Raw genomic sequence first — 26,889 nt, 5'->3', positions numbered from 1 at the left:
CGCACCGCGACATTAGTCATTACCTGATGCATCGGTACAACTGGATCAGACCGCACCAATTCAACAATGGACTGGCCCCAGCTCAGGCCGAGAAAAAACTTAACATCGTGTTCGGGATTAGTTGACCACTACAAACCGGCGCGGATGCCGGCCGGAGCGTGAACCTGACAAAACCTGACACCACGCTTGCCTGCAGAACCTTAAAGCAGTATTGCTGGAGGCATGTCCTTGTCGATTGCAGGGTGTTCTCTTTGCCTGAACCGAAGTCAAGGTATGCGCGTTGGTAAAACTGCACAGCGCTGCCCTATGCGGTCTTACTGATAGCCAGAATTTCATTGGTATTACATGTCGTTGCCACTGGTGAGTCTATAACCCGGCCAGCATCGCGCCATGATTGCAGCCTAGCTGCTTGCTCGCTAATCTTCAGCAGTCGCTGCGAATTCAGCGGCCGGGCGTAGGAACCCGAAGTAATCAAGGCGCAGCAGATGCGCCCCGCTTATTATTGCAGGCGCTTTTTTTGTGTTTGCGATAATGCTTTATGGCGGCTGTGCGCGGGACACCTTCGGGTGTGCCGGGTACCTTGATTCCCGGTTTTCCTACCCCGTGCATGGCCGCCACCCAATCCCGTAGGAAAGGACGGTTGCGGCTCTCACAGTCAAGGAGCCAGACAATGCCAAATCCGCAAGACTTCAAAACCATAGGCCTAACCCCCTTCTCCTACCATTCCGACCGTCCACTCTTTCGCGTCAACGCCGGTGTGCCCATTGGCGAAGCCCTATCCCACGCTTCCGATCTACTGCACGTCGCCAAGCTTTTGGCCGAAGACGCCGCGATGATCCGCGGCACGGATCGCTATGCCTGGGCGTCGTGCTATTTGCAGGATATGAGCAAGGCCGTTATCGATGATGTGGTGAAGGTGCTGGAGGCGCCGGGGAGTTATTCCGCCTAGGTGCGAGGTAGCACGACGCTGCTCGATTGGATGGGCAGCGTTGTGTCTGGAAGTTGAGCTTTGGCGTGGGGAGGCCAATTGCTGGTCGGATACGGCCTCATCGGTGCTGAAGGGCAGCCAACACATTTTTGGGGTCGTTGTGGATAGCCCGCAATAGTGCACGCGCTGGTCCTTCTGGCTCACGTCGACCTTGCTCCCAGTTTTGGAGGGTTCCCAGGGCGACATCTATCGCTTTCGCGAAGCGGGCTTGGGAAAGGCCGGTGGCTTGTCGAATCACTTTGACTTGCAAGGCGTCGACGTGGAACTCACGAGACGGTGGGCGCTCGCCACGCTCGATTTCGTCCATCTGGGTCATGCTCTCGACCAGACGGTTGAATAGATCTTTTTCCATCATTTCCACCCTTTGTTTAATGCGCTCAATATTTTCTTTTCACCGGGGGATAGATCATCCTTGATGCCTTTGCGATAAATCAGAATCAGGCGGATCTGACAGGCCGCACAAATGTGGTAGTAAATTACCCTGACTCCACCGCTCTTACCTTTACCTTTCGCGGCCCACCGAATCTTCCTTAGCCCATTGGTCCCTTGGATTACGTCACCTGCCGTAGGGTGCTCGGCCAGGTACGCTTGAAATTCGAGGTAGGTCTCATCGTCCAGAAGGTCGTTTAGGTCTTCTGTGAAAATAGGGGACTCAATGAATATCATCCTGAAACATATCCGTCAATGGCGTACAACCACCATAGCCGTCCCCCTTATATCCGTGCAACGCCGCCTCAGCCGTTTTGAGCTCTGATCGCCATCGGCTACATCACCCGCTGAAAAAACTCACAGCTAATCTCCGATGGTCCAGACTCCGAATATTAGGTTGAGTCTGTGAGCGTCAGAGGAGAAGGACTGCTTCGCCCCCCAGCGGGAGCAAGCCCCCTCGCCACAGGGGGTTTCACCGCATTCATTTAATTATCTCCCCCGCCGATACCCCAAATAACAGCACAGCCCAATCACGAGGCCGCGCTGACGCTCAACTACACTTGCCCAAAATCCTCGCCCAAGGAGCATTCGGCGATGAAAATCCGCACCAAGGTCATCGGCTCGGGGTTGGTCAGTCTGTTTTTTGCGCTGTTGCTCGGTGGCATCGGGTTGTGGGGATATCACTCCATGACCGAAGCCCTGGTGCAGAACGAGACCAGTATCTCGGCCATGCGCAAGCACATGGAGGCGGACATGATGCACGACGCCATTCGTGCCGACGTACTGGCGGCGTTGCTGGTGGCGCCGGGTGATGCCCAGGCCGCGAAAGAGGTGCTGGAAGGTTTCGATGAGCACGCCCAACGTATGCGCAGGGTCATTGCCGAGAATGGCGAGGCCCGGTTGCCAGCCGCTGCTGCTCAAGCGATAGCCGAGTTGAAACCTCAAGTCGAAACTTACATCGGCCAAGCAAAGCAGGTGATTGCCAAGGCGCTGAGTGGCGCTCAGGACGGGCATGCATTGCGATCAGAATTCGACCAGGCCTTTTCAGCACTGGAGGAGCGCAACGAGGCGGTCAGTGAGTTGATCGAACATCAGGCTCAATCGTCTCGCGAACATCAGGACGAAAGCATTCAGGCCTCCCGGAATGGGTTGGTCGTGACCTTGCTGGCCACCTGCGTGGCGCTGGTGCTCTTGTCATGGAGTCTGCTCAAGGCTGTGCTTACGCCATTGAACAAGATCATTCTCAACACCCAGGCGATTTCTCAAGGGGATCTACAGCGGTCGATGGGCGCGCATGGCAAGGACGAGCTGGGCCAATTGCAGGGCGTGATCGAGCAGATGCAGACCAATCTGCGCCAGATGATCGCCACGATCCGCAGCCAGAGCGATGAACTGCATGGCACGTCCCGGACCTTGGGCGATACCGCGCGGCAGATTGTATCCAGCGCAGACAACCAGGCCCAGAGTGCCACCAGCATGGCGGCGAGCATGGAACAGATGATGGCAAATATCAGCCAGATCCATGAACACGCCGACAACGCACGAACGATTTCCGCCCAATCCGAACACCTTGCCAGCAGCGGCGGGCAGGTGATTCTCGGGGTCGTGGAGGGTATGAGCCGCATTGCCGAGGTGGTGAACCAGTCCTCCGTCAAGATCACTGCGCTGGATGCTTCGTCCGAAGATATTCATTCCATCATCCAGGTGATCAAGGGCATCGCCGAGCAAACCAACCTGCTGGCATTGAACGCCGCCATTGAGGCCGCCCGCGCAGGCGAAGCCGGTCGCGGTTTCGCGGTGGTGGCCGATGAAGTACGAAATCTGGCGGCGCGCACCACCCAATCCACTCAGGAAATCACCGCGATGATTGAACGCATCCAGGCCAACGCGCGGGATGCGGTAGCGAATATGCAGGCTTGCGTCAGCAGCGTCGATGAAGGCGTGAACCTGGCCCAGCAGGCCGGCGTGTCCATCAGCGAAATACGCACCGGCGCCCGGCATGCCGCTGAAGTGGTGGAAGAAATATCCCTGACCATTGCCGAACAATCGAAAGCCAGTGATGAGATGGCGCAGCGGGTGGAATCGATTGCCGAACAGTCACGGGAAAATACCCGTTCGATTCACAACCTGACGCAAACGGCGGACCAGCTCAACGATGCGGCTGGATCGATGCAAGCCTCGGTGCAGCAGTTCAAGATCTGACACTGCCCGGTTCTGATTCGTGTGGCGCCGGCATTCGCGCCACGCCACCGCGCAGGATCCCGGTGGGCGGTGATTCAGACCTGGTTCACCTCAAACACAAACGAAATCTCGCGCTTCTGGGCACTCCAGACATACCGGATATGTTTACCCTGGACCGGAATCGAAACCGCGGGCGGGCGAAACGCGGCCACGCACTCATGGCCAGGCAGACGAACGCTGTTATAGAGCAAGCCCCAGGACAGGCTTTCACGCAGTTGCCGGGCGAATACCTGGGACGGGCCGTAGGCATCGGGGTCCGAGTTGTGCAGGTGCGGGTAATCATGGCGGATATCGTGGAGCGGCTTGATGACCTGGTTCACGTAGGTACGCATGGTCAATTCCAGGTCCGGTTCGTTGGTCGCCCCCAGAAATCGCGCCTGGTGATAGCAGGTTTCGGCAATGGCGGCTTCCTGGCTGCTGGCGGCGTAATAGACGCCGAAAGTGCCATCACTGAAGCGGCTGCTCTTGCCGATGTGGGTAAACGCCGCCATGACCGGCGAGGAGCCCGGTCCGGAAACGCGATCTTCGGGACGTACACGGGACAGCACCCCCGCTTCCTCCATCAACCGGTCATTGGTCAATGCTTCCAAGGCGTAGGCCGTTGGCAAGTCGTCCGGGTCCAGCACGTCTTCGAACAGCGTGATCGGTGGAAAGCAGCTGTTGACGATGCGATAGGCGCGCGTCCATTGCGGGTCCGCCAGTGGAGGCGTCATCAACCGCGCACTCCATCGAGGTATCGCCGCACGTCTGCAATGTCTACCACCCGCCCGGCCAACATATAGGACAGCGCCGACTGGCCATTGAATGGCGCGGCAGTGTTGGGCGTGCTGACCCATTGGTATGCACGGTCCCGGCTGTTGCTGAAGATGATACTCAATGCCTTGTGAATACCCATGAGGTAGGAGATGCGCTCCAGAGTGTCACGCGGCAAGCGTATGTTGGCCGGCAGTTGCTTGTACTTGTAGAAGGTCGTGTTTCCTACCTTGCCCAGCAACGTGCGCTGTTGCTCGACACTACAGCCCCACCGCTCCATGAGATTGAAGAAAAACTTCAAGGCGACCCGACCGGCATCCGCAGACTCCAGCTGTTGCTGTGCGTTGAGAGTGATGGAGGACGTTGCCATGGGATGAGACTCCGTTGTTACCGTGATGCCTCAAGAGTAGTACATATATGGACATAATTTAAGATTTAATTCGCAAACGGATAGCCAAGGCACCAAACCGGCAAAAAAAATGAATTGAGCATAAGCTCCAACCATCGCCTGCCGAGGCTTTTCGCCACAAAATCGCGACAACCGCGGCGAGGTGCATGATGATAGCCACCTGTACAGCCTGTACCCGGGCCAGGTACATAACAACAGCGAGCCCACTTACGCAGAGGGCATTACCTCATGGATAGCAGAACCTTACGCAACCTTATGCGCATCGTGCAGACCGGCTCTTTGTCGGCGGCAGCGGAGCATTCGTGCCTCACGGTGCAAGCATTGGCGGCGCAATTGAACAAGGTAGAGGAACAGTTCGGTTTCCGATTGTTCCGACGTTCGAACAAGGGGTTGACGTTGACGAGCCAAGGCTTGGAACTGACCCCCTTCATGGATCAGGTACTGGTGGCCACACGACAGTTGGAAGAGAAGGTCGCAGCACTCAAGAAGCCTCGGCAACGCACACTTAAAGTGGCGCTGAATACCACGCTCGCGGCGGAATTCAATCGACGACTGATAGATCGGTTGATCGCCGTTTTTCCTCAATTCCAGCTGGAGTTCAGTTACGCCGAGTCAATGGAGAACCTGAGCAAGCTCAAGAACGAAGGTTTTGACCTGGCGATCCTGATCGGGCCGCAGCAGAGTGGCTTCTCCAGCATCACGATGCCGGATGTGCAAGTGCGAGTGGTAGGCGCTCATTGCGGCGGCGAGGACGATTCACTGGGGTCGATTGGCGACAGGTTTCAGGTACGTCCGGCCCAGGAATGTCCGTACTCCCACAGCTTCCTCCGTTTCCTCGATGCCGGCCTGGGCGACTATGGCTCGAGCCAGCGAATGGTGTATTCCTGCAGTGAAACGCTGACCTTGTCCTTGATTACGCAGCTCGATGGGCTGGGACTGGTCTCCAGAGAGGCGGCGTTGCATAACGGCTTGGCAATTTTCCCGGACTTCGAGGACTTTCTCGAGGTCCGCCTGGCAGTGAACAATCCGGAGCTGTCCAGCCAGGCGCTACACGACGTTGTGGACCTGAAGCTACAGGAACGAACCGAGCGCGATATACGCCGCCGTGCCCACCGCCACACTGAGAAACAAGTTGCGGCTGAAATACGCACATAACAGCGTCGGAATCGCGGCATAGAACTCCGGGCGGTCCAGCTGTATCTGCTGATCCTTGATCAGCAGCGGGGTGATGCTGATGGCAGCGACGATCGCCACCGGCAGGTACTCCAGCGCACGGGCGACGAAGGGCGGCCAGTGTTCCGTATTGACCTGCAACGGCAAGGCACGGGGCAGGAAGGTCACGGCCATCATCAGGGCCACCACCAGGATCAGGAACGTTTGGTCAGGCATACGCCCACCCCGCAGCCAACGAAAGTGGCAATAAAGACGTTGAACGGTGAACTGCCCAACAGGCTCAACACGCCCATGCACACGACGGCTGCCAGGGCCGCGATCAGTTTGTTGCGGGTGTCACACAACGAAACCAGCACATAGAGCATCATCGCCGTCAGCGCATAGTCGAGCTGATACTTGATCAGATGGGCGGCGTACTGTGCACAAACGGCGCCCAACAGGCCCCCGAGCACCCATGAGGTGTGGCAGAAGAGGTTGAAGCCGATGAGGTATCGCACACTCACGGGTGCCCCGCTACCGAGCTTGACGCTGTGGAAGGCAAACGATTCGTCCGTGAGACCGGACGCATAGCACCAGCGCTCGAAACGACTCAGGCCCAGCGCACGCAGGGCCTTGGCCATGTAGACCGACATCAGCATGTGCCGCGCATTGATCAGGAATGTAGTGAGCACGATGGTGGTCAGCGACGCCCCGCTGGAAATCAACGCCAGCGCGGCGAACTGCGAAGCCCCCGCATAGACGAAGAGGCACATCGCGACTGGCAGCCACAAAGGCAACCCGGCGTTGACCGCCATCAGACCGAACACGAACGACACCGTAAAATAACCCGCTACCACCGGACTGGCTTCAGCGAAGGTGCGCGAGGCTTGTGGTTCGACCGCCAGCGGCTGGCTGGAAGTCTTGCTCATAAATCCCTCTCGAAAGTAATTTCACCCCGGGGCTCGTAGAACCCCTGGGCCGCCCAGAAACGCTTGCCGGCCAGGTTAGCATCATCGACGAACAGGAACATGCGTAGCACGCCCACCCGTTTCATGTCGGCCGATGCCGCCTCCACCAGGCGCTGACCCAGGCCTCGGGTGCGATAGCCTGGACTGACCGCCAGGTGGTTGATGGTGCCGCGGGTACCCAGCCTGCCGCCAATCACCGCGCCAACCACTTCACCGCGGGCATCGATGGCCAGGTAGGCCGAGGTGGTCTCCTGGAGAAGTACTCCACGCAAGAATCGGGCATCCTGCCATTCGCAGAACGACACTTCGTCGAAACCGCGAAAGAACTGCTCCATTCGTTCGGCGTCCCTGACCATCGCCCGGCGCAGCAGGACCTGCTGCACCGGATCGTCCATGGTTTCCAGCTGTTCAGCGAACAATGTCGAAAGCGGTCCCGGGCCGCGAGAAGGAGATCGCCAGAATCTGCCTGAACGCCATTTCATGGCTGTGGACGTTGCGAGCCGGGGTGACATAGTGGCGCATGTCGCGATCCAGGAAGAACGTCGTGTCGAGAATATCTTCGTAGGTAATCGCGGCCAGTTGCTCTTCCTGGGCGGTATACAACCGGCTCTCTGCGCCCGCCACGTTATGACGACCCCAGAAGTGCACGCCACTGAACGGGTAGCCGTCGCAGTGGATCCCTTCGGGAGTAATCTCCAATTGCTTGCCCGGTTTGATCTCGATGCGGATCTGATGGATCTGGCACTGCCAGATTTCATCATGCAGTTCCTGCGGCAGGACGTTCTTGTAGACCTCGAAGTCCGTGTCGATCAGGCTGCGCATCACCGGCGAGTTGATGACCTCGTCGGAAAAGTCCTGGAAGTGCCGCTCCAACCCACCGACATAACTGTTGTTGGCCTTGGACTGGATGTAGGCCCGGTGTTCGAGTTGCTTGAGCTCACGGGTCTTCGGGTTGTATTCGAAGTCGCTGTAACGACGAAAACGCATGCCTGATTCGGCCTGGCCGTAATAGCTGTCAGGCTCCATGTTTTCCCAGCTTTTGGTCAGCCGGACAAAATCGCCGAAATGACCGTAGAGATTGAAGTCTCCACCGCGGACGTTAACGTATTTGTCACGTCGAAGCGCTTCGCCCACTTCCCTGTTCAGAACGATCATTTTTTATCAGGTCTCCACTGCATTGAGCGGCCTAATCTAGTAGGTGCAGGATTTACGTCCATGAGAAAGAATTTGAGGCATTTCAAGCCTTGCTTGAAACGTTGGTTGAAGACCCGTGGAAACGAATTTTTATCGGGAAAATGGTCGTTTTCAGTAATGTTTCTGGCGCCAAAAGACAAAAGACCCCCGAATCAGCTTCGGGGGTCTTTTCAATCCAACTGAAGCGACCTGCTATCAGAAGACGTTGATCGGATAATCCACAAACACTCGCAGCTCGTTACCACTGACGTTGTATTCACTGGATTTCTGCGAAACACGCAGCACCGAACTGCGCAACCTGACGCTCAGATCCTTGGCCGGGCCGTTCTGGACCACATACTTGAACTGGTTGAAGATTTCGCGCTCAGTCCCGCCTTCGCTGGTGGACGTGGTGATGTTGTCGCCGCGTACGTAGGCAACGTTGTAGGTCAGGCCCGGTATGCCGAAGGTGGTGAAATCCAGTCCATAGCCCAACTGCCAACTACGCTCGTCCTCGGCATTGAAGTCCGACCAGTAGGAGTTGGCCAGGTAGATGGTATTGCCGCCATCGCCTACACGGTTCTGTCCACGCTGATAGCCGCCATAGGCGTAGCCCAGGTTACTGTCGCCCGTACTGCGCTGATGGGCGAGGGTGAAACTGTGTGGCCCCGTGGCGAATGTCGCAGCCAGACTCCAGATTTTGTTGTCATCGCCGGTGACGTTGTTTTCGCGAACGTAGCTGTTATCCAACTGGGTGCGATAGGCGTTGAAGTCCAGAGTCAGGGACTGATCCTTGGCCAGCGGGAACACGTAGTTGGCGTTCACGTACTGTTTTTTCAACACGTCTTCGACGTCCGACGCATACAGCGACGCCTTGAACTGCTCGGTGAACTGATAGCTGCCGCCCAACACGTTGATCGACTTCAGCCCACCGCTGTCACGGCCTTCGGCGCTCTTGCGCGATTCGGCGGTGAAACGTCCGGCATTCAGCTCCAGGCCCTTGATCTCCTTGGAAGTGATCAGCGTACCGGTATAGCTTTCCGGCAGCAGGCGTGAGTTGTCGTAGCTCAACACCGGGAGGGCCGGCATCTGGTCGCCATAGGCCAGCACCGTATTGGAGACGCGGAATTTCACCGCAGCACCGAACTTGGACAGGTCATCCGCCGCGTTGCCGCTGTCACCCTGTTTGAAGAAATCGATGCCTTGCGCACCGCTGCGACCTTTGCCGCCGTCCAGGCGCAGCGCATAAAGGCCGAAGGCATCCACGCCCACCCCCACGGTGCCTTGGGTGAAACCAGACGAGAATGTACCGATTACACCCTGCCCCCATTCGGCCTTGTCCCGGTTGCCGTCCTTGTAGTCGCGATTGATGTAGGCGTTGCGCAACAGCACTTTCAGACTGCTGTCCTCAACGAAACCCTTGGACTCTGCCTGGTCGTTGGCCATGGCGTGAGTGGCGCTCAAAATCCCCAGTGCGATCAAACTGATGCGCTTCTTCAACATATTTATTTTCCTTGTGCGGGTTGATGCGCACTGCAACCGACAACCGAAACGGCGCTTGTTGCGCTCTTTTTTCGGACTCTTGCTCCTGGAAAATAATGAAAAGGCCCGCCCACGAGTGACCGTGTCGGGCCTTTTTATTATTTAAGAGTCATGGCTGTTAGCCACAGGCGTGGGCGAATCCTATTCGCGCGCCCAACAGTGTGTCAATTTCGTTAATCGTCTTTAATCAGGCGAAAAAAGTATAAAAATCCGTTAAAAGGAGTAGCCGAACTCGGTGGATCAGACACAAAAAAAGCGCTGCCATGCCGGCCAGCGCTTCTTATCAATCCGTCGAATTCTTATCCTTGCATCACATCCCACAACGCCTCCAGCTCCGCCTCGCTGAACAGGCCAGCGGGGTAGCGCTCCATGATCATCCGACGCGGATCAGGCTCTCTGATCTGACGCGTTCCATTGGACTTCAACCACTGCGCCAAGGCTTGAAGCGACTCACCATTAACGGCCAAGGGATGGCATGCGCTCTCGCCTATCATATTCATTCCAGCGCCCTCTCCTGGTTGATGAGCGGCTAATCTATCCAAGGTTTATGACAAAACAACTCAGCTCCGCTCCCCAGAACTGCCGGTGTGCAGATACAAGAGCTATGCCAATCTATCGGCGCCCGCGACACCAGGACACAAAAAAGCCCGCGCCCCCAATCGGGACGCGGGCTCGCTGGAATGGATCCAAAAACCTCGGCGCAGCGCCACCGAGGTGAATATCACCAAGCTGTTACATCGCCACTCATTTTGTGCGCGGCGCGGGTTGCTGTTGAGTAAGGCAATGGATATTCCCCCCCCCCAGTAACAACTCCCGACCCGGAACCATGACCACTTCGTGCTCTGTAAACAGATTCTGCAAGATCTCTTTTGCCGTAGCGTCCATCGGGTCGTCAAAGCTCGGCGCGATGATGCCGCCGTTGGCGATCAGGAAGTTCACGTAGGAACCGGCCAGTCGCACCGTCGGATTGCGTTCCTGTGAGCCTTCTGCCGCATCCACGCCGGCGCACTCTTCTTCGGTGGCATAGAGCGGCCCCGGAATCGGCATCTTGTGCACTATGAACGGGCGCCCCTTGGCATCGGTGCTGCTTTCGAGCACCTTCATGGCGGCATGGCAACGGGCATGGTTCGGATCCTGCTCGTCATCGGTCCAGGCGAGCAAGACTTCACCCGGGCGCACGTAGCAACAGAAGTTATCCACATGACCGTCGGTTTCGTCGTTGAACAGGCCGTCGGGCAACCAGATGATCTTATCCACTGCCAGTTGCGCACTGAGTACCGCCTCGATTTCCTCGCGGCTCAAGTGCGGGTTGCGATTGCGATTGAGCAGGCACTCTTCGGTGGTGATCAGGGTGCCTTCGCCATCAACATGGATCGAACCGCCTTCCAGCACGAAACCCTCGGTGCGATAACGCGGGCTGCGCTCGATCTCCAGGATCTTGCTGGCCACTTGCGAGTCCCGGTTCCACGGCGAATACAGACCACCGTCGAAACCACCCCAAGCGTTGAAGTCCCAGTCGACGCCACGTACTTCGCCGTTGTCATTGATGACGAACGTCGGGCCGGTGTCCCGGACCCAGGCGTCGTCGCTGGACATTTCCACCACACGGATATTCGGCACGTCGAGGCGCGCCCGGGCATTTTCGTACTGAGCCGCAGACACCGCCACGGTGACCGGTTCGAAACGAGCGATAGCCTTGGCGACCGCGACGTGAGCGGCCTGCGCAGGCTTGCCACCCAGGCGCCAATTGTCCGGACGTTCGGGCCAGATCATCCAGACTTGTGTCTGGGTCGCCCATTCGGCGGGCATATGGAAACCATCCGCGCGGGGCGTGCTGTGCAAAGTTGTCATCAATCAGGACTCCAGTGAGCCGTCGAGGGTTTTGATCGGACCGTACAGGTTCGGCCGGCGATCCCGGAAAGTGCCCCAGGCACTGCGAATGTGTTCCAGCTCGTCGAGGTCAAAGCTGTGCACCCGCACGCCCTCCTCGGTTTCGCTCAGTTCCTGAACCTTTTCACCGAACTGATTGGCGATGAATGACGAGCCGTAAAAGGTGATGTCATAGCCATCCTGCTCTTCGTTGCCGATACGGTTGCTGGCCACCAGCGGCATCAGGTTGGCACCGGCATGGCCTTGTTGCACCCGCTGCCAATGGTCGCGGGACGAGATGGTCGCATCGTGGGGCTCACTGCCGATGGCCGTCGGATAAAACAGGATTTGCGCACCCAGCAGCGCCATGCTGCGGGCGCACTCGGGGAACCATTGGTCCCAGCAGATCCCCACGCCGATCCTGGCGTAACGGGTGTTCCACACTTTGAAGCCGGTATCGCCTGGGTTGAAATAATACTTCTCATGATACCCAGGGCCGTCCGGGATGTGGCTCTTGCGGTAGATACCCAGGTTCCGGCCGTCAGCATCGATGATCGCGATGCTGTTGAAGCGTGCCCGTCCGGCCAGCTCGAAAAAGCTGATGGGCAGTACGACCTGCAACTCCTTCGCGACCTTCTGGAAATGCCTGATGGCGACGTTCTCTTCCACCGTGGTCGCCAGTTGCAAATAGTCCGGGTTCGGCTTCTGGCAAAAATATGGGGTCTCGAACAGTTCCTGGATCAGAATGATCTGGGCACCTTTGGTCGCAGCTTCACGAACCAGCCTCTCGGCGTTTTCGATATTGGCTTCGAGGTCCCAGGAACAGGCCATCTGCGTGGCGGCAACGGTAACGATACGACTCATGAATCATCTCCTGGTGGCAGGCAGGGCCGAGTCTGGCTTCGATCGATGACAGAGGGTAACAGCGAGCGCGAACAGATCGCGTCGTAATGGCGGTGACTTTATAACCGATAAAAATCGGTTTTAGAAGCCAAAAATTCAGGAATAAAAGGGCCTAATCGCAATTAGGCCGATAAATATCCAGATTAACCAGAAGCGTTATTTGTGAGCGCGGGCTTGCTCGCGAAGACGGTTCCCCAGTCGACATGGATGGCGACTGACATAGCGTCTTCGCGAGCAAGCCCGCGCCCACAGCGGAAAAGCTCAGCCTTGCAGATCAATCAAAGCCCTTCGTCCAACACCTTCGACAGCATGTCGACGAAGAAATCCACGCTCTGGCGCGTCGTAACCATGGGCGGCTTGATCTTGAGGATGTTCAGGTAGTCGCCGGTCGGCTGCATGAAAATGCCCAGCTCTCGAAGGCGATTGCACAGGGTCGCGGTTTCTTCGGTTGCCGGCTCCAGGGTCTCTCGGTTGCGGATCAGCTCCACACCCAGGTAGAACCCCGAGCCATGCACAGCGCCCACCAACGGATGCCGGTCGATCAAGGCTTGCAGCCGTGCCTTGAAATGGCGGCCCACCATCCGGGCGTTTTCCCAGAGCTTTTCTTCCTCCATGACGTCCAGCACGGCGATGCCTATCTGGCAACTCACCGGGCTGCCACCGGCCGACGAGAAGAAATAGCCCTCGGCTTCCAGCGCCTCGGCGATTTCCCGGCGGGTGATGACGGCTCCCAGTGGCTGGCCGTTGCCCATGCCCTTGGCCATGGTGATGATGTCCGGCACTACGCCTTGCTCTTCGAAGCCCCAGAAAAACTCACCCATGCGCCCGTAACCGACCTGCACCTCGTCGGCGATGCACACGCCACCCCGTTCGCGTACCAGGGCGTAGACCTGTTTCAGATAGCCGGGGGGCAGCGCGATGCCGCCGGCATTGCCATACACCGGCTCGCAGATGAACCCCGCCAATTGACGCTTCTGCTCGGCGATCCGGGCCAGGTTGTGCTCGACGCTGCGCACGTAGTCCGGTGCGCTGTCGGGGCCGCGGAACTCACCGCGATAGGTGTTGGGCGCGGTGACCGGGTGCACCCAGTCCGGACGGCTGCTCAGCGCCTTGGGGTTGTCGGCGATGGATGTCGACACCGCATCGGCCGCCACCGACCAGCCATGGTAGGCCTCCAACACACTGAGCATGTCCCGACCACCGCTGTAGGCCCAGGCCAGGCGGATCGCCAGGTCATTGGCCTCGGTGCCGCTGTTGACCAGGAACACCCGGTCCATGCCGGACGGCGCCAACGCCAGCAGGCGCTCGGAAAATTCCGTTACCGCCGCATAGTGGAAGCGCGAGTTGGTGTTGAGCAGCGACCATTGCCGGGCCGCTACCGCTGCCATGCGCGGGTGGCCGTGCCCCAGCACCGCGACATTGTTGAGCATGTCGAGATAGGAACGCCCCTGCATGTCGATCAGGTGGTTACGCCAACCACGCTCGATGCGCGGCGGATCGACGTAGTAATGCTTCTGGGTGCGGGCGAAGCTCGCATCACGACGGGCCAACAGCGTCCTGGCGTCCACTTCTTCCTCGGCATCGCACGCCAGCCCCAGCAACACCGAAGGCGACGGGCACAATGCCTGCCAGGCCGAGGCCCGGAATGGCGTGCAAAAAAGCGGCGGATTGAGTTGCGCCCCTCGGCACAGCTGGACCAGCAACGGACCGGTCGCTTCACCCAGCACCTGCCCCTTGACCAGGGCGGCGCCCGAATGCAACGGCGACGACACGCCCCAGAGCCGCACGCTCAATTGGGCACTGTCCAGTTGCAACATGCCGTCGGCGGTCTTGTGAACCACCCCGGCGAACGGCGATTCCAGCGGCGTGCCCTGGGGTATATGCAGTTCCACATGCAATGCAAAGGTATCCGGCTCCACGGCACTGTCCGGCCGAGTGCGGGACAACCGGTATTGTCCGTAACGGCTGGCGGCCAGCCCATGGACTGCGGCGGCCTCGCTCAGCAGGCGTCGGTCGATACCTGGAGCCTCCCAGTTCCCGGCCTCGAAGTGCGGGCTCAGTACACCCAGGTCGATCAAGGCAAACTCGCGGCCCACCAGGGTTGGCAACAGCGGCGCGAAGCCCTCGCTGGCAACCGGAGGCAGACTGTGGCCAACGGCAGCCAGGATCGCCGCCTCCATCAGCTCGAACGGCACCGAATGAGCGACCCGGAATATCTCCCATTCATGTTCCAGGTTATCGCGACTGTAGACATTATCCGGATCGATGGAGGCCTGTTGCTCTCCACTGAGCACCAATACAGCCGCACGCGCCACGATCAAAGGCCAAAGTGCCAACAGCTCCTCATGCTGCAGGGGATTGGCCGCGTGATAGGCCTGGACCGCCGGCAGAATGAAGAACGGATCGCCGTCAGCGTGATGCAGCAACGCCGCGCAAGTCACGGACAAGTCAGTGATGCGCCAGGTACGGACCAGATCGCCGAAATCGATGACCCCCTGAACCTGCCATTGGCGCTGGGCATCACGTTGCCAGACCACGTTGTCATCGGTGAGGTCCATGTGTATCGCCTGTACCGGCAGGCGGGCCTTGAGCGGATGCAAGCGGCGCTCGGCCTGTTGCGCGGCGTCGGCGACGAGACTGCGCCGTTGTTCATCCGGGATGACGGGTAACAAGTGCTCAATCAAGGCGCTGGCATGGCGAGGGTCCCATTGCAGGGTACGCTCCAGGCCGGGATGGTCGAACGAGGCCAGGGCCAGGTCGATTTGCGCGCACAAGCGCCCCAGGCCGCTCACCAACTCAGGTCCAAGATGTTTGAGCCGGGTCAGCGGTTGACCGTCAATGTATTCCAGCAACCGGACATGCACGGCCTGCCCGTCCACATCGAGCGTCAACAGATCCTGACCATTGCTGGCGGCAATGACCTGCGGCACCTTCACGGCACCGTGTCCGGCCAGTTGCTTGAGGGCAGCATGCTGGGCCTGCAACTCCTCAATGGCATAGTCGCCATGACAAATCTTCAGTACAAATCGCCCGCGTTCGCTGTCGACGCGGAAATTGAGGTCCTGCTGGCTGCCAAGGGGTCGCAGGTCACCGCTGAGTCCGTAATTCGAGCGCAGCAGCACCACCGCCTGATCGGCGCTGAGCTGTGGGCTTGGCAAACTGGCACGGTGAACCAACGTGGCGAGTGGCATAGAACGACCCCTGGGGTGGTTTGTTGAATGCCTATCTCGCCATTGAGTCAGGGGATAAGCAACCCCTGTGCGCAAACAACATACCCGCACCGGCTGGCTCCAGAGAATTCCTCTGCTCAAGGAAACCACTCAAATCATCCGGTTGGCATCGCCTACGTCACCTCGACAAGCTATGCTCCATGCTTTGTCGCCTCATGGAAAAGGCTTAACCGGATGCGCATTCTCATCACTGGCGGTGCCGGCTTCATCGGCTCGGCCCTCATACGGCATTTGATCCACGATACGGGACACCACGTCCTGAACCTCGACAAGCTGACGTACGCTGGCAACCTCGAATCGCTGAGCAGTATCGATCATGACAGTCGCTATGAATTCGTACAGGCCGATATCGTCGACCAGCCGACAGTCAGCGCAGTGCTTGAGCGGTTCAAGCCTGACGCAATCATGCACCTGGCGGCCGAATCCCACGTGGATCGCTCCATCGATGGCCCGGCGGACTTCATCCAGACCAACATCGTAGGCACCTACAGCCTGCTGGAAGCGACCCGCGCCTATTGGCAGGCCCTCCCCGAACCCCGCAAGCGCACGTTTCGGTTCCATCATGTTTCTACTGACGAAGTCTATGGCGACCTGCATGGCGTGGACGACCTGTTCACCGAAACCACTGCCTATGCCCCCAGCTCGCCCTATTCGGCCAGCAAAGCGGCGTCCGACCATTTGGTCCGGGCGTGGCAGCGCACCTACGGTTTGCCTGTGCTGCTGACCAATTGCTCGAACAACTATGGCCCGTTTCACTTCCCCGAAAAGCTGATCCCGCTGGTGATCCTCAACGCGCTGTCGGGCAAACCCCTGCCGGTGTATGGCGATGGACAACAGGTACGGGACTGGTTGTACGTCGAAGACCATGCCAGGGCGCTGCTGAAGGTCGTGACCGAAGGAAGCGTCGGTGAGACCTACAACATCGGCGGCCACAACGAGCAGAAGAACATCGATGTGGTACGCAACATCTGCGCGCTGCTGGAAGAACTCGCGCCGCACAAGCCCGAAGGCGTCGAGCGCTATGCCGATCTCATCACCTTCGTCAAGGATCGCCCCGGTCACGACCTGCGCTACGCAATCGATGCCGGCAAGATCGAACGGGAACTGGGCTGGACACCACAGGAAACCTTCGCCACCGGCCTGCGTAAAACCGTGCAGTGGTACCTTGAAAACCTTATGTGGTGCCGACGTGTCCAGGACGGCAGCTACCAGGGCGAGCGCCTGGGCTCGCTCGACGGCAAGGAGTCGATTGCATGATGAAGGGCATTATTTTGGCAGGCGGCTCCGGCACACGACTGCACCCCATCACCCTGGGCGTTTCCAAGCAGCTCTTGCCGATCTATGACAAACCGATGATCTACTATCCGATCTCGGTGCTGATGCTGGCCGGCATAAAAGAGATCCTGGTGATTTCCACTCCGCAGGACCTGCCGCAATACCGAAACCTGCTCGGCGACGGCAGCCAGTTCGGCGTGCAGTTCAGTTACGCCGAGCAACCTTCGCCGGACGGGCTGGCCCAGGCGTTCCTGATCGGTGAACAATTCATCGGCAGCGACCCGGTGTGCCTGATCCTGGGCGACAACATCTTTCACGGCCAGCGTTTCAGCGAACAGTTGCAAACCGCCGTCAACCGACCACGTGGCGCGACCGTATTCGGCTATTGGGTCAAGGACCCCGAGCGCTTTGGCGTGATCGACTTCGACACCGAAGGCCATGCCATTTCCATCGAAGAAAAACCGACCACGCCTAAATCCAGCTACGCGGTGACCGGCCTGTATTTCTACGACAACGACGTCATCCGGATCGCCAAGGGCATCAAACCCTCCAAACGAGGCGAGCTTGAAATCACCGACGTCAACAACGCCTATCTGCAACGTGGTGACCTGCACGTCGAGCGTTTCGGCCGGGGTTTCGCCTGGCTGGATACCGGCACCCACGACAGCTTGTTGGAAGCCTCGCAGTACGTACAGACCATCGAGCACCGTCAGGGCCTGAAGGTAGCGTGTCTGGAAGAGATTGCCTATCAACAGGGCTGGATCAGCCGTGAGCATATCCTTGAGCGCGCCGAATATTTCGGCAAGACCGGCTATGGCCAATATCTGTTCAAGATCGCCGGAGAGTCACGTTGAACGTCATCGCCACGCGATTATCGCAAGTGCTGATCATCGAGCCGAAAGTCTTCGGTGACGACCGCGGCTTCTTTTACGAGAGCTTCAATGCCCGCGCGTTTGCCGATGCCACAGGCTGCACCCTGCAGTTCGTCCAGGATAACCATTCGCGATCAAGCCGGGGCGTGTTGCGCGGCCTGCATTACCAAATCGAACAGCCCCAGGGAAAACTCGTGCGGGTCACCGCAGGTGAGGTGCTGGACGTCGCGGTGGACATCCGGCGCCATTCGCCCACTTTCGGCCAATGGGCCAGTGTACGTCTGTCAGCGCTGAACCAACGGCAGTTGTGGATTCCGCCGGGGTTTGCCCACGGTTTCGTCGTACTGAGCGAATCGGCGGATTTCCTCTACAAGACCACTGACTACTACGCCCCTTCGGCCGAACGCTGTATTCGCTGGGACGACCCGCAACTGGCCATCGACTGGGAACTGCAGAGCCCCCCGATCCTGTCGCCCAAGGACCAGAACGGCAAATGCCTGAACGAGGCCGATCTGTTCCCATGAAAGCCTCCCTGCGCATCTTGATCATTGGCCAGAACGGCCAGCTGGCCCAGGCGCTTCAATCGCGCCTGGCGGGCACCGCAGAGCTGATCGTGCGCGGCAGTGGCCAGCTCGACCTCACGCGCCCGGATGGCCTGCGCTCAGCCATCCTCTCCCTGGGACCGGACCTGATCATCAATGCCGCGGCCCATACGGCCGTCGACCAGGCCGAGCGCGAGCCGGAGCTGGCGTTTGCCATCAACGCCATCGCCCCTGGGATCCTGGCTGAAACAGCGATCACCCTGGGCGTCCCGTTGATCCATTACTCCACCGATTATGTCTTCGATGGTCACAAGTGCGAGCCATACACCGAGGAGGACACCCCCAATCCCTTGAGTGTCTATGGACGCAGCAAGCTGGCCGGTGAAGAAGCCATCCGTCGAGCAGGAGGCCAGCACCTGATACTGCGTACCAGCTGGGTGTATTCCACCCACGGCCGCAACTTTCTGTTGACCATGCAACGCTTGCTTCAGGAAAAACCAAATCTGCGGGTGGTGGCCGACCAGGTCGGCGCACCGACCTGGGCCGCCACCATCGCCGAAAGCACTGCAAAGCTCATCGAACGCTGGCGGGCCGGGCAGCCTGGGGCCTGGGGCACCTATCACCTGACGGCCAGGGGCGAAACCTCCTGGTACGGCTTCGCCCAAGCCATCGGCGAACATCTGGTCGAGCAGCAAAAGCCTTGTGCCGTGATCGAACCCATCCCCTCCAGTGCCTATCCGACGCCGGCCCATCGTCCGCTGCACTCACGGCTCGATTGCACGCGCCTGCTCCAGGAGTGGAAAGTGAGTCAACCGGACTGGCGAATCGCATTGCAACAGTGCCTCGCCGGACAAACCTAGGCTCTGTACGTCGCTATGCGGGTATTTTTCGTACAAGCACGGGCATAATGCGCCTGTTCCTACAGGCGCACGCTTATGAATTCCACTCTTCCCCGCAGACCCCGTTGGCGCAGCCTGGCCCTGTTGGCGCTGTGCCTGGCACCCTTGCTATGGCCATTGGAACATCTGGCCGAACGGTATTACCGCAGCGAACTGGCCGGGCAGAACCGCCAGACCCTGGATCTCTATGTGGCCAACCTGCTGGGTACCCTGCATCGCTATGAAGTGCTGCCGCAGATTCTCGGTGATCTACCCGCCCTGCGCGCGGCGTTATCGACTCCCGACGATAGCGTGACCCAAAGCAACGCCAATCGGTTGCTCAAGAACATCACTGGCCAGAGCGGCGCAGAAGTGATGTATCTGATGGACCCTACCGGCAAGACCCTGGCGGCATCGAACTGGGACAAGCACGACAGCTTCGTCGGACGCAATTTCTCTTTCCGGCCGTATTTCATCGAAGCCATGGCCGGCCGCCTGGGGCGCTTCTTCGGCCTGGGCACCACGTCGGGCAAGCGTGGTTACTTTTTTGCCGCCGCGGTGCGCGACCATGAAAAAGTCATCGGCGTACTGGTGGTCAAAGTCGATCTGGACCACACCGAAAGCCTGTGGGGCAAGACGCCGGAGCAACTGTTGGTCACCGACCACAACGGCGTGGTCATCCTGACTTCGCGACAGGAATGGCGATTCCGCTCGACCCGCCCCTTGAGCGATCAGGAGCGCGTAGCTATCAGCGCCGTGCAGCCTTACCCGACCCGAGATCCCCAGCCACTGAACCTGGATGCCAACGCCTGGCTGACACAAACCCAGTCTATCGAGGAGACAGGCTGGAGCGTGAGCATTCTGGCGCCGCGCACACTGATCGACCGCCCGGTGCGCACCGTGGTCGCCACCGGCGGCGCAGCGCTTTTGGTGCTGATGTCGTTGCTCGGGTTGATGATGCAGCGCAGGCGTCATTACCTGGATCGGATCGCGTTCGAAGCCAAGGCACGTCATGAGCTGGAAGGCCGCGTGGCCGAACGCACCAGCGACCTGGAAGGACTGAACCGGCGGCTGAGACAGGAAGTGCTGGAGCGCGAGCACGCCCAGCAGGAACTGGTCCGTGCCCAGGACGACCTGGTACAGGCCGGCAAACTTTCTGCCCTGGGCACCATGTCGGCCAGCATCAGCCATGAACTCAACCAACCGCTGGCAGCGATTCGAAGCTATGCCGAAAACGCTGAGATCCTCCTAGACCACCAGCGTACCGAGGATGCCCGCGGCAATCTCAAGCAGATCAGCGAGCTGACCGGGCGCATGGCCTCGATCATCGCCCACCTGCGTGCCTTTGCCCGCCGCGACCGCCATGCCCCGGAAAGCGTCGCCCTGCAACCGGCGCTCGACGACGCCCTGGCGCTGCTTGCCAAACGCCGGCGCAGCATGGAGGTAGAGCTGATCCGCGACCTTCCGGCCGCTACGCTGTGGGTGGAAGCCGGTGAAACCCGCTTACGCCAGGTACTGGGCAACCTGCTGGCCAACGCGCTCGACGCCCTGACCGAAAAAGGTCCGCCGCGTAAGCTCTGGCTCAGTGCCCAGGCCACCGAAACCGGCGTCACCCTGTACATCCGCGATAACGGTCCCGGTTTTTGTATGGAAGCCCTGGGCCGCGCCAGCGAACCCTTCTACACCACCAAGACCCGTACCCAGGGGCTTGGCCTGGGTCTGGCAATCTGCGAAACCTTGATGCGCGCCTTCGGCGGCGAACTGTCGTTCGCCAACCATAAGGAGGGCGGCGCCCTGATTACCCTCAAGCTGCGCGCCGGCGCGCCCGGAGTGAGCCTGCAACCGTCCGAGGACCGTAGCGTATGACCATCGATAACCGGATTGAGGTGGTGCTGATCGATGACGATCCCCATCTGCGCCAGGCGCTGAGCCAGACTCTCGACCTGGCCGGCCTGAAAGTCCTGCCTCTGGCCGAGGCCAAGAATCTTGCGCAACAGCTGCCACGTGACTGGCCGGGCGTGGTGGTCAGCGACATCCGCATGCCGGGCATCGACGGCCTCGAACTGCTGAGCCAGCTCCACGCCCAGGATTCGGAGCTGCCGGTACTGTTGATTACCGGCCACGGCGATGTGCCGCTAGCGGTCCAGGCCATGCGCGCCGGTGCCTACGATTTTCTGGAAAAACCCTTCGCCAGCGATCACCTGCTCGACAGCGTGCGCCGGGCCCTGGCCCTGCGTCGGCTGGTACTGGACAACCGCAGCCTGCGCCTGGCCCTCAGCGACCGTCAGGAGCTCAGCGCCCGGCTGGTCGGCCAGTCGGTGCCGATGCTGCGCCTTCGCGAGCAGATCGGCGCGCTGGCGGCGACCCGCGCCGACGTTTTGATCCTGGGTGAAACCGGGGCCGGCAAGGAAGTGGTCGCCCGTGCGCTGCATGACCTCTCGAGTCGACGCAATGGCCCGTTCGTGGCGATCAACGCCGGGGCCCTGGCCGAATCGGTGGTGGAAAGCGAGCTGTTCGGCCACGAACCGGGCGCTTTCACCGGTGCGCAAAAACGCCGCATCGGCAAGTTCGAGTTCGCCAATGGCGGCACGCTGTTTCTCGATGAAATCGAAAGCATGAGCCTGGATGTACAGGTCAAGCTGCTGCGCCTGTTGCAGGAACGGGTGGTGGAACGATTGGGAGGCAATCAACAGATCCCGCTGGATATACGCGTCATTGCCGCCACCAAGGAAGACCTGCGTCAGTCCGCCGATCAAGGCCGCTTTCGTGCTGACCTGTATTACCGCCTGAATGTCGCGCCGCTGCGCATACCGCCGTTGCGCGAGCGAGGCGAGGATGCATTGATGCTGTTCCAGCACTTCGCCGACGAAGCCAGTGCCCGCCACGGCCTGTCACCTCATGAACTGCAACCGGCGCAACGGGCACTGCTGCTGCGCCACAGTTGGCCGGGCAACGTTCGGGAATTGCAGAACGCCGCCGAGCGCTTTGCCCTGGGCCTGGAACTGGCTCTGGACGACAACGCGCCGGACGGCGCCCCGGGCGCGCCCGTGGCGATCGTCAACGGCGGCCTGAGCGAGCAGGTGGAAAACTTCGAGAAAACCCTGATCGCCGCCGAACTGGCTCGTCCCCACGGCTCGGTGCGCAGCCTCGCCGAAGCCTTGGGCATTCCGCGCAAGACCCTGCACGACAAGTTGCGCAAACATGGCCTGACCTTCGGCGACAGCAGTCAGGGCGCGGCCGATGAGTCCGATTGAGTCATCGTCCCCCTTCTTTCACGCAAGAGGCCTGCAATGAACCGCGACAGCCGTTACCTGGAATCGATTCTGCACCACGACATCCCACTGACCCGGGAGATGGGTCTCAAGGTGCTCGATTGGCACGCCCGGCAACTTCGCCTGTTTCTGCCACTCGCGGCCAACGTCAACCACAAGAGCACCATGTTCGGCGGCAGCCTGTATTGCGGCGCGGTACTGGGCGGCTGGGGCTGGTTGCACCTGGCCCTGCGCGAAGACGGCATCGAGGACGGACATATCGTGATTCAGGAAGGACAGATCAGCTATCCGCTGCCGGTCACCGGCGACGCGACCGTCGTCTGCGACGCGCCTGATGAGAAGGTCTGGAAACGCTTCCTGGCGACTTACCGGCGTTACGGACGGGCGCGGCTGAGTTTGCAGACACAGGTGTTGAATGACACAAGCGACGAAGCGGCTGTGCGGTTCGAGGGGCAGTACGTGCTGCACCGCTAAAACCACCGCAGCCCCCTGTGGCGAGGGGATTTATCCCCGTTGGGCTGCGCAGCAGCCCCAAACAGCAGGGCCGCTACGCGCCCCAACGGGGATAAAATCCCCTCGCCACAAAGAAACGGGCACGCATCAAGAACGCGCCAATTCCAACAGCTTCCCACGCCATGCGGCCTGCGTCGGCAACGCCAGGAACGATTCATTCAACAGCGATTCACGGGCTGGATAACAGAACGGCTCACCACTCAGATCCAGCACCTCGCCACCGGCGCCCTCAAGCACACCTTGGGCGGCGGCCGTATCCCACTGGGAAGTGGGCGCCAATCGTGGATAACAATCCGCCGCGCCCTCTGCCACCAGGCAGAATTTCAACGAACTGCCGATATTGGTCAGTTGCAATTGCCCCAGGCTCTCGCTCAAGCCGTTCAACAGACGCTCCTGTTCCGCACTGGTGTGTCGACGGCTGGCGACCACAGTGAACGTCTCGCCTGGCGCCAGCGCAGTACGCACATTTATCGGCAACGGCTCGCCTCCCTTGTCGCCACGCCATGCTCCAAGTCCGGCGCCGCCAACATAGAAACGGCCAGTGGTGGGCATGGACACCACGCCAAACACCACGCGCCCCTGATCGATCAGGGCAATATTGACGGTGAATTCCTCGCTGCCGGAAATGAACTCCTTGGTTCCGTCCAACGGGTCCACCAGCCACCAGCGTTGCCAACCGGCGCGAAGGCCCTGGGCAATATCGGCATCCTCTTCGGAGAGGATCGGGACGTCAGGAGCCAACGCCTTCAGCCCGGCTACGATGACATCGTGAGCGGCCATGTCCGCCGCGGTCACCGGCGATTCGTCGGCCTTGTGATCGACCTGCACGTTGGCTCGCCAGAACGGCAGGATCGCCTCGCCGGCCTTGAGCGCCAGTCGGACTACAGGGGCCATCAGAGGGTGGGGGTAATTCATGCCAGGAATGCTCCACGCTGGGTCAGCAGGTCACGGGCCAGGTACAGTGCCGCCAGGGCGCGGCCCTCCGTGAATTGCGGATTTTGCGCCAGGGCCGACAGTTCGCGCAGATTGACTTTGTCTACGCGCATCGGCTCGGGCTCGTCGCCCTCCAGCCGCTCTTCGTACAGATCGGTGGCGAGCACGACCTGGATTTTCTGACTCATGTAGCCGGGCGAGAGGGACAGCTCGGTCAGGTGCTCCAATTGTCGTGCACCGAACCCGGCCTCCTCCTTGAGCTCCCGCTCGGCTGCCGCCAGCACGTCTTCGCCGGGTTCGATAAGCCCTTTTGGCAGGGACAATTCATAGGCATCGGTACCGCCGCAATATTCTTCCACCAACACCGCATGCTCGGCATCGAGCATCGCCACGATCATTACCGCCCCATATCCCGTGCCCTTGCCCGCCAAACGCTCATAGGTGCGTTCCACACCATTGGAAAAACGCAGTTTCAATTCTTCCACGCAAAACAGGCGGCTGGTGGCGACGATCCGTCGATCGAGTATGGTGGGCTTCTGGCGCATAAACGGCTCCCTGGGCGATAGCGAGCTACTATACCCGGCCTATTCTGATTGTTTGTGTCGGATATCCGATTACCGCTGGAGAAGTTTTATGGCCTTGTTGCCCTGGCACGAGATCGATACGGTGCTGCTGGACATGGACGGCACCCTGCTGGACCTGCATTACGACAATCATTTCTGGATGGAACACCTGCCTCAGCGCTACGCCGAGCTGCACGGTGTGAGCCGGGCCATGGCCGAAATGGAGTTGCAACCCCTGTTCGAGCGCAACGCCGGGCAACTGCAATGGTACTGCCTGGATTTCTGGAGCACCGAGCTGAAGCTGCCGGTGCGCGAGCTGAAACTGGAAACCGCGCACCTGATCGCCTTGCGCCCGGATGCCGATACATTTCTGGCGGCGATCCAGCGAGCCGGTAAACGTGTGGTGATGATTACCAATGCCCACCGCGATTCGCTGTCCCTGAAGCTGGAACGCATCGAACTGGCGCCTTATTTCGAGCGTTTGATCAGTCCCCACGATTACGGTTTCCCCAAGGAGAATCCGCAGTTCTGGGACGCGTTGCAAGCCGATCTGAACTTCGACCCGACCCGCTGTCTGTTTATCGACGACACCTTGCCGGTGCTGCGCAGCGCCAGGGATTTCGGTGTGGCGCATTTGCTGGCGGTCAGTGAACCGGACAGTCGCAAGGGGCCGAAAGATACGGGGGAATTCGAGGCGCTGGGGAACTACCGGGATTTGATCGCAGGGCTTTAGAACGATGTCGCTCCTATCGCGAGCAGGCTCGCTCCCACATGGACTCCTGAAACCCTGTGGGAGTGAGCCTGCTCGCGATGAAGGCCAAGCGGTCCTGCCTGCTGGATGTCATTCAGGAATACGCAGCACCTGCCCCGGGTAGATCCTGTCCGGGTGCTTGAGCATCGGTTTGTTGGCCTCGAAGATTTTCTGGTACTTGTTCGCGTCGCCGTATTCGGCCTTGGAGATGGCGCTGAGTGTGTCGCCCTTCTTCACGGTGACGAAACGTGCCGCTTTTGCCACCGGACCGGTCACCGTGATCTGATCGTCAACACTGCCGACACCTGCGATGTTACCCACAGCCAACAGGATCTTTTCCTTCTCTTCCTGGCTGCCTACTTCACCGGTAACCGTGACTTTGTCGCCCTCGATGGTCGCATGAACATTCGGATTACCCAGCCCGACCCTATTGATGTGTTCTTTCAACTGCTCGCTGGCATTGGCGTTGCCAGGGGTCAGCAGGTCGATCAATTTTTCGCCTGCTTCCTTCACAAAGTTAAAAAGACTCATGGTGCACGCTCCTTGGGTTCAGGTGTCCAAACACAAAAGACTAGACCAACCCGAACGAACCCGGCCCCCAGCCGACCAATGACCTCGTGCCCCGCAAGCGCTAGAATCCGAACCTTCCTGCGCCCTGGAGCGAAGATGGACATCAAGCAGCTGAAATTTCTCATCGCACTGGACGAAACCCGCCACTTCGGCCAAGCCGCCGCCCGCTGCCACATCACCCAACCCACCCTGTCGATGCGTCTGCGAAGCCTTGAGGAAGAGCTGGGTCTGCCGCTGGTCAATCGAGGCCAGCGCTTCGAAGGTTTTACTGCTCCCGGGGAACGAGTGCTGGCCTGGGCGCGCACGGTGCTTGCGGCCTATGACGGCCTTCAGGCCGAAGCGGCGGCCTGTCGCGGCAACCTGGTGGGCACGCTGCGCCTGGGCGTCGTACCGTTGTCGGACTTCAGCCCGTTGACGATGATGCAGCGCTTGCACGCCGAACACCCAAATCTGCGCTTTGAACTGTCATCCTTGAGCTCCGAGCAGATCCTCGAACAACTGGCGAATAACCGCATCGACCTGGGCATTTCCTACCTCGAGCGTTTGGATAACGAGCGTTTCGAGGCGCTGGCTTTCAGCCACACCCGCATGGGACTGATTTATGACCAACGTTATTTCTTTTTCGGGGACCAGCCGCTGAGCTGGCAGGCGCTGATGGAGTTGCCCTTGGGAATGCTCACCAGCGGCATGCACTTTCGTCAGTCCATCGACTACAACTTCCACAGCCGAGGCCTGACACCTCAACCATTGCTGCAAACCGACGCCGTGCATCAATTGCTGCAGGCGGTTCACGGTGGACTGTGCTGCGCGGTGATGCCTTTGGACAGCGGCCTGAACGTGCTGACCGAAGATCTGCGCATCCAGCCCATCGAAAGCGCGCAAACGCTGGTCCCGCTGGGGCTCATCATGCGTCGCGGCGCGCCACGCTCGGCGCTGGCGGAAGCTTGTTTTGCCCTCTACCAGAAATCAATGACAACAACTTGATCGACGTCATCTATTGAAAGATCAGTAATAGCGATTAGACGTGGCAGATTGCCGCATTTAGTCTTGGCACTATTCCTAC

Annotated in this window: 28 protein-coding genes and 1 pseudogene; 13 read left to right on the top strand and 16 right to left on the bottom strand. The window is 59.6% G+C overall.

The genetic code is table 11. The features are described 5' to 3' along the window. Together EGM97_RS11310 and EGM97_RS11305 are read left to right on the top strand one after the other, a co-directional pair. Positions 1–125 (top strand): annotated as a pseudogene (locus EGM97_RS11310) (IS3 family transposase); the annotation flags it as partial. Between the two features lie 545 nt (positions 126–670). Further along, complete coding sequence (locus EGM97_RS11305) at positions 671–949, top strand: DUF3077 domain-containing protein (protein WP_238962528.1); 279 nt, start codon at positions 671–673, stop codon at positions 947–949. 97 nt (positions 950–1,046) lie between these two features. On the opposite strand, the gene EGM97_RS11300 is transcribed toward EGM97_RS11305, so the two are convergent. Both EGM97_RS11300 and EGM97_RS11295 read right to left on the bottom strand, forming a co-directional pair. Then, positions 1,047–1,340 (bottom strand): helix-turn-helix domain-containing protein, encoded by a 294-nt coding sequence (locus tag EGM97_RS11300; protein ID WP_215008801.1) that lies wholly within the window; start codon positions 1,338–1,340, stop codon positions 1,047–1,049. Further along, positions 1,340–1,654, bottom strand: coding sequence for a hypothetical protein (locus tag EGM97_RS11295; protein WP_238962527.1), 315 nt, complete (start codon positions 1,652–1,654; stop codon positions 1,340–1,342). Before EGM97_RS11295 ends, EGM97_RS11300 begins: the two co-directional genes overlap by 1 nt. Positions 1,655–2,011: 357 nt before the next feature. Between EGM97_RS11295 and EGM97_RS11290 the strand changes: the two genes are divergently transcribed. Then, positions 2,012–3,619, top strand: a complete 1,608-nt coding sequence (locus tag EGM97_RS11290) for a methyl-accepting chemotaxis protein (RefSeq protein WP_238962526.1) — start codon at positions 2,012–2,014, stop codon at positions 3,617–3,619. Between the two features lie 74 nt (positions 3,620–3,693). On the opposite strand, the gene EGM97_RS11285 is transcribed toward EGM97_RS11290, so the two are convergent. Then, positions 3,694–4,371: an RES family NAD+ phosphorylase gene (locus EGM97_RS11285; RefSeq protein ID WP_238962525.1), complete on the bottom strand. Its 678-nt coding sequence runs from the start codon at positions 4,369–4,371 to the stop codon at positions 3,694–3,696. Then, positions 4,371–4,781 (bottom strand): MbcA/ParS/Xre antitoxin family protein, encoded by a 411-nt coding sequence (locus tag EGM97_RS11280; protein WP_238962524.1) that lies wholly within the window; start codon positions 4,779–4,781, stop codon positions 4,371–4,373. The genes EGM97_RS11285 and EGM97_RS11280 overlap by 1 nt, the downstream gene beginning before the upstream one ends. Before the next feature lie 267 nt (positions 4,782–5,048). Here EGM97_RS11280 and EGM97_RS11275 point away from each other — a divergent pair, with 267 nt between their 5' ends. Beyond that, positions 5,049–5,975 carry a LysR family transcriptional regulator gene (locus EGM97_RS11275; RefSeq protein WP_238962523.1) on the top strand — a complete coding sequence of 309 codons (927 nt, stop codon included), beginning with the start codon at positions 5,049–5,051 and terminating at the stop codon, positions 5,973–5,975. Here the strand turns inward: EGM97_RS11275 and EGM97_RS11270 are convergent. The 9 genes from EGM97_RS11270 to EGM97_RS11230 all read right to left on the bottom strand — a co-directional run bounded on the left by EGM97_RS11270 (position 5,892) and on the right by EGM97_RS11230 (position 15,618). Beyond that, a complete protein-coding gene (locus EGM97_RS11270) occupies positions 5,892–6,209 on the bottom strand; it encodes an AzlD domain-containing protein (protein ID WP_238962522.1) in 318 nt (105 codons plus the stop codon). The genes EGM97_RS11275 and EGM97_RS11270 overlap by 84 nt on opposite strands. After that, the gene (locus EGM97_RS11265; protein WP_238962521.1) at positions 6,188–6,901 is read right to left on the bottom strand and encodes an AzlC family ABC transporter permease; all 714 of its coding nucleotides are present in this window, start codon (positions 6,899–6,901) and stop codon (positions 6,188–6,190) included. The genes EGM97_RS11270 and EGM97_RS11265 overlap by 22 nt, the downstream gene beginning before the upstream one ends. Further along, positions 6,898–7,335: a GNAT family N-acetyltransferase gene (locus EGM97_RS11260; RefSeq protein WP_238962531.1), complete on the bottom strand. Its 438-nt coding sequence runs from the start codon at positions 7,333–7,335 to the stop codon at positions 6,898–6,900. Before EGM97_RS11260 ends, EGM97_RS11265 begins: the two co-directional genes overlap by 4 nt. A 13-nt stretch (positions 7,336–7,348) precedes the next feature. After that, on the bottom strand, positions 7,349–8,095 hold the full coding sequence (locus EGM97_RS11255) for a 2OG-Fe dioxygenase family protein (protein ID WP_238962520.1): 747 nt from the start codon (positions 8,093–8,095) through the stop codon (positions 7,349–7,351). A 234-nt stretch (positions 8,096–8,329) separates the two neighbouring features. Beyond that, complete coding sequence (locus tag EGM97_RS11250) at positions 8,330–9,616, bottom strand: OprD family porin (RefSeq protein WP_238962519.1); 1,287 nt, start codon at positions 9,614–9,616, stop codon at positions 8,330–8,332. Between the two features lie 338 nt (positions 9,617–9,954). Then, positions 9,955–10,155 (bottom strand): hypothetical protein, encoded by a 201-nt coding sequence (locus EGM97_RS11245; RefSeq protein WP_238962518.1) that lies wholly within the window; start codon positions 10,153–10,155, stop codon positions 9,955–9,957. A 244-nt stretch (positions 10,156–10,399) separates the two neighbouring features. Continuing rightward, positions 10,400–11,506 (bottom strand): agmatine deiminase, encoded by a 1,107-nt coding sequence (gene aguA, locus EGM97_RS11240; RefSeq protein ID WP_238962517.1) that lies wholly within the window; start codon positions 11,504–11,506, stop codon positions 10,400–10,402. A 3-nt stretch (positions 11,507–11,509) separates the two neighbouring features. Further along, on the bottom strand, positions 11,510–12,388 hold the full coding sequence (gene aguB / locus EGM97_RS11235) for an N-carbamoylputrescine amidase (RefSeq protein WP_238962516.1): 879 nt from the start codon (positions 12,386–12,388) through the stop codon (positions 11,510–11,512). 317 nt (positions 12,389–12,705) lie between these two features. Beyond that, on the bottom strand, positions 12,706–15,618 hold the full coding sequence (locus tag EGM97_RS11230; protein WP_238962515.1) for an aminotransferase: 2,913 nt from the start codon (positions 15,616–15,618) through the stop codon (positions 12,706–12,708). Between the two features lie 213 nt (positions 15,619–15,831). Between EGM97_RS11230 and rfbB the strand changes: the two genes are divergently transcribed. From rfbB to EGM97_RS11195, 7 genes are all read left to right on the top strand, one after another. Beyond that, positions 15,832–16,914 (top strand): dTDP-glucose 4,6-dehydratase, encoded by a 1,083-nt coding sequence (rfbB, locus tag EGM97_RS11225; protein WP_238962514.1) that lies wholly within the window; start codon positions 15,832–15,834, stop codon positions 16,912–16,914. Then, positions 16,911–17,786, top strand: a complete 876-nt coding sequence (rfbA, locus tag EGM97_RS11220) for a glucose-1-phosphate thymidylyltransferase RfbA (protein WP_238962513.1) — start codon at positions 16,911–16,913, stop codon at positions 17,784–17,786. The genes rfbB and rfbA overlap by 4 nt, the downstream gene beginning before the upstream one ends. Next, positions 17,783–18,328 carry a dTDP-4-dehydrorhamnose 3,5-epimerase gene (gene rfbC / locus EGM97_RS11215; RefSeq protein ID WP_238962512.1) on the top strand — a complete coding sequence of 182 codons (546 nt, stop codon included), beginning with the start codon at positions 17,783–17,785 and terminating at the stop codon, positions 18,326–18,328. Before rfbA ends, rfbC begins: the two co-directional genes overlap by 4 nt. Further along, entirely contained in the window at positions 18,325–19,206 is an 882-nt protein-coding gene (rfbD, locus tag EGM97_RS11210; RefSeq protein ID WP_238962511.1) for a dTDP-4-dehydrorhamnose reductase, read from the top strand. Before rfbC ends, rfbD begins: the two co-directional genes overlap by 4 nt. A 75-nt stretch (positions 19,207–19,281) precedes the next feature. Further along, positions 19,282–21,090 carry a sensor histidine kinase gene (locus EGM97_RS11205; RefSeq protein WP_238962510.1) on the top strand — a complete coding sequence of 603 codons (1,809 nt, stop codon included), beginning with the start codon at positions 19,282–19,284 and terminating at the stop codon, positions 21,088–21,090. After that, positions 21,087–22,478, top strand: a complete 1,392-nt coding sequence (locus EGM97_RS11200; RefSeq protein WP_238962509.1) for a sigma-54-dependent transcriptional regulator — start codon at positions 21,087–21,089, stop codon at positions 22,476–22,478. The genes EGM97_RS11205 and EGM97_RS11200 overlap by 4 nt, the downstream gene beginning before the upstream one ends. Positions 22,479–22,514: 36 nt before the next feature. Then, positions 22,515–22,970: a YiiD C-terminal domain-containing protein gene (locus tag EGM97_RS11195; protein WP_238962508.1), complete on the top strand. Its 456-nt coding sequence runs from the start codon at positions 22,515–22,517 to the stop codon at positions 22,968–22,970. A gap of 126 nt (positions 22,971–23,096) precedes the next feature. On the opposite strand, the gene cysQ is transcribed toward EGM97_RS11195, so the two are convergent. Both cysQ and nudE read right to left on the bottom strand, forming a co-directional pair. Then, positions 23,097–23,924, bottom strand: a complete 828-nt coding sequence (gene cysQ, locus EGM97_RS11190) for a 3'(2'),5'-bisphosphate nucleotidase CysQ (RefSeq protein ID WP_238962507.1) — start codon at positions 23,922–23,924, stop codon at positions 23,097–23,099. Next, positions 23,921–24,487 (bottom strand): ADP compounds hydrolase NudE, encoded by a 567-nt coding sequence (gene nudE, locus EGM97_RS11185; protein ID WP_238962506.1) that lies wholly within the window; start codon positions 24,485–24,487, stop codon positions 23,921–23,923. Before nudE ends, cysQ begins: the two co-directional genes overlap by 4 nt. Positions 24,488–24,575: 88 nt before the next feature. Here nudE and yrfG point away from each other — a divergent pair, with 88 nt between their 5' ends. Continuing rightward, positions 24,576–25,238: a GMP/IMP nucleotidase gene (gene yrfG, locus EGM97_RS11180; RefSeq protein ID WP_238962505.1), complete on the top strand. Its 663-nt coding sequence runs from the start codon at positions 24,576–24,578 to the stop codon at positions 25,236–25,238. Between the two features lie 108 nt (positions 25,239–25,346). Here the strand turns inward: yrfG and lysM are convergent, their stop codons facing one another. Further along, on the bottom strand, positions 25,347–25,787 hold the full coding sequence (gene lysM, locus EGM97_RS11175; protein ID WP_238962504.1) for a peptidoglycan-binding protein LysM: 441 nt from the start codon (positions 25,785–25,787) through the stop codon (positions 25,347–25,349). A 135-nt stretch (positions 25,788–25,922) separates the two neighbouring features. On the opposite strand from lysM, the gene EGM97_RS11170 reads away from it, so the two are divergent. After that, positions 25,923–26,810, top strand: coding sequence for a LysR family transcriptional regulator (locus EGM97_RS11170; RefSeq protein WP_238962503.1), 888 nt, complete (start codon positions 25,923–25,925; stop codon positions 26,808–26,810). Positions 26,811–26,889 lie beyond the last annotated feature (79 nt).

Origin of the sequence: Pseudomonas sp. AF32 (assembly GCF_022342325.2) — a bacterium.
Taxonomy (GTDB): domain Bacteria; phylum Pseudomonadota; class Gammaproteobacteria; order Pseudomonadales; family Pseudomonadaceae; genus Aquipseudomonas; species Aquipseudomonas uvaldensis.
This window is presented reverse-complemented; position numbering and strand designations above follow the sequence as displayed.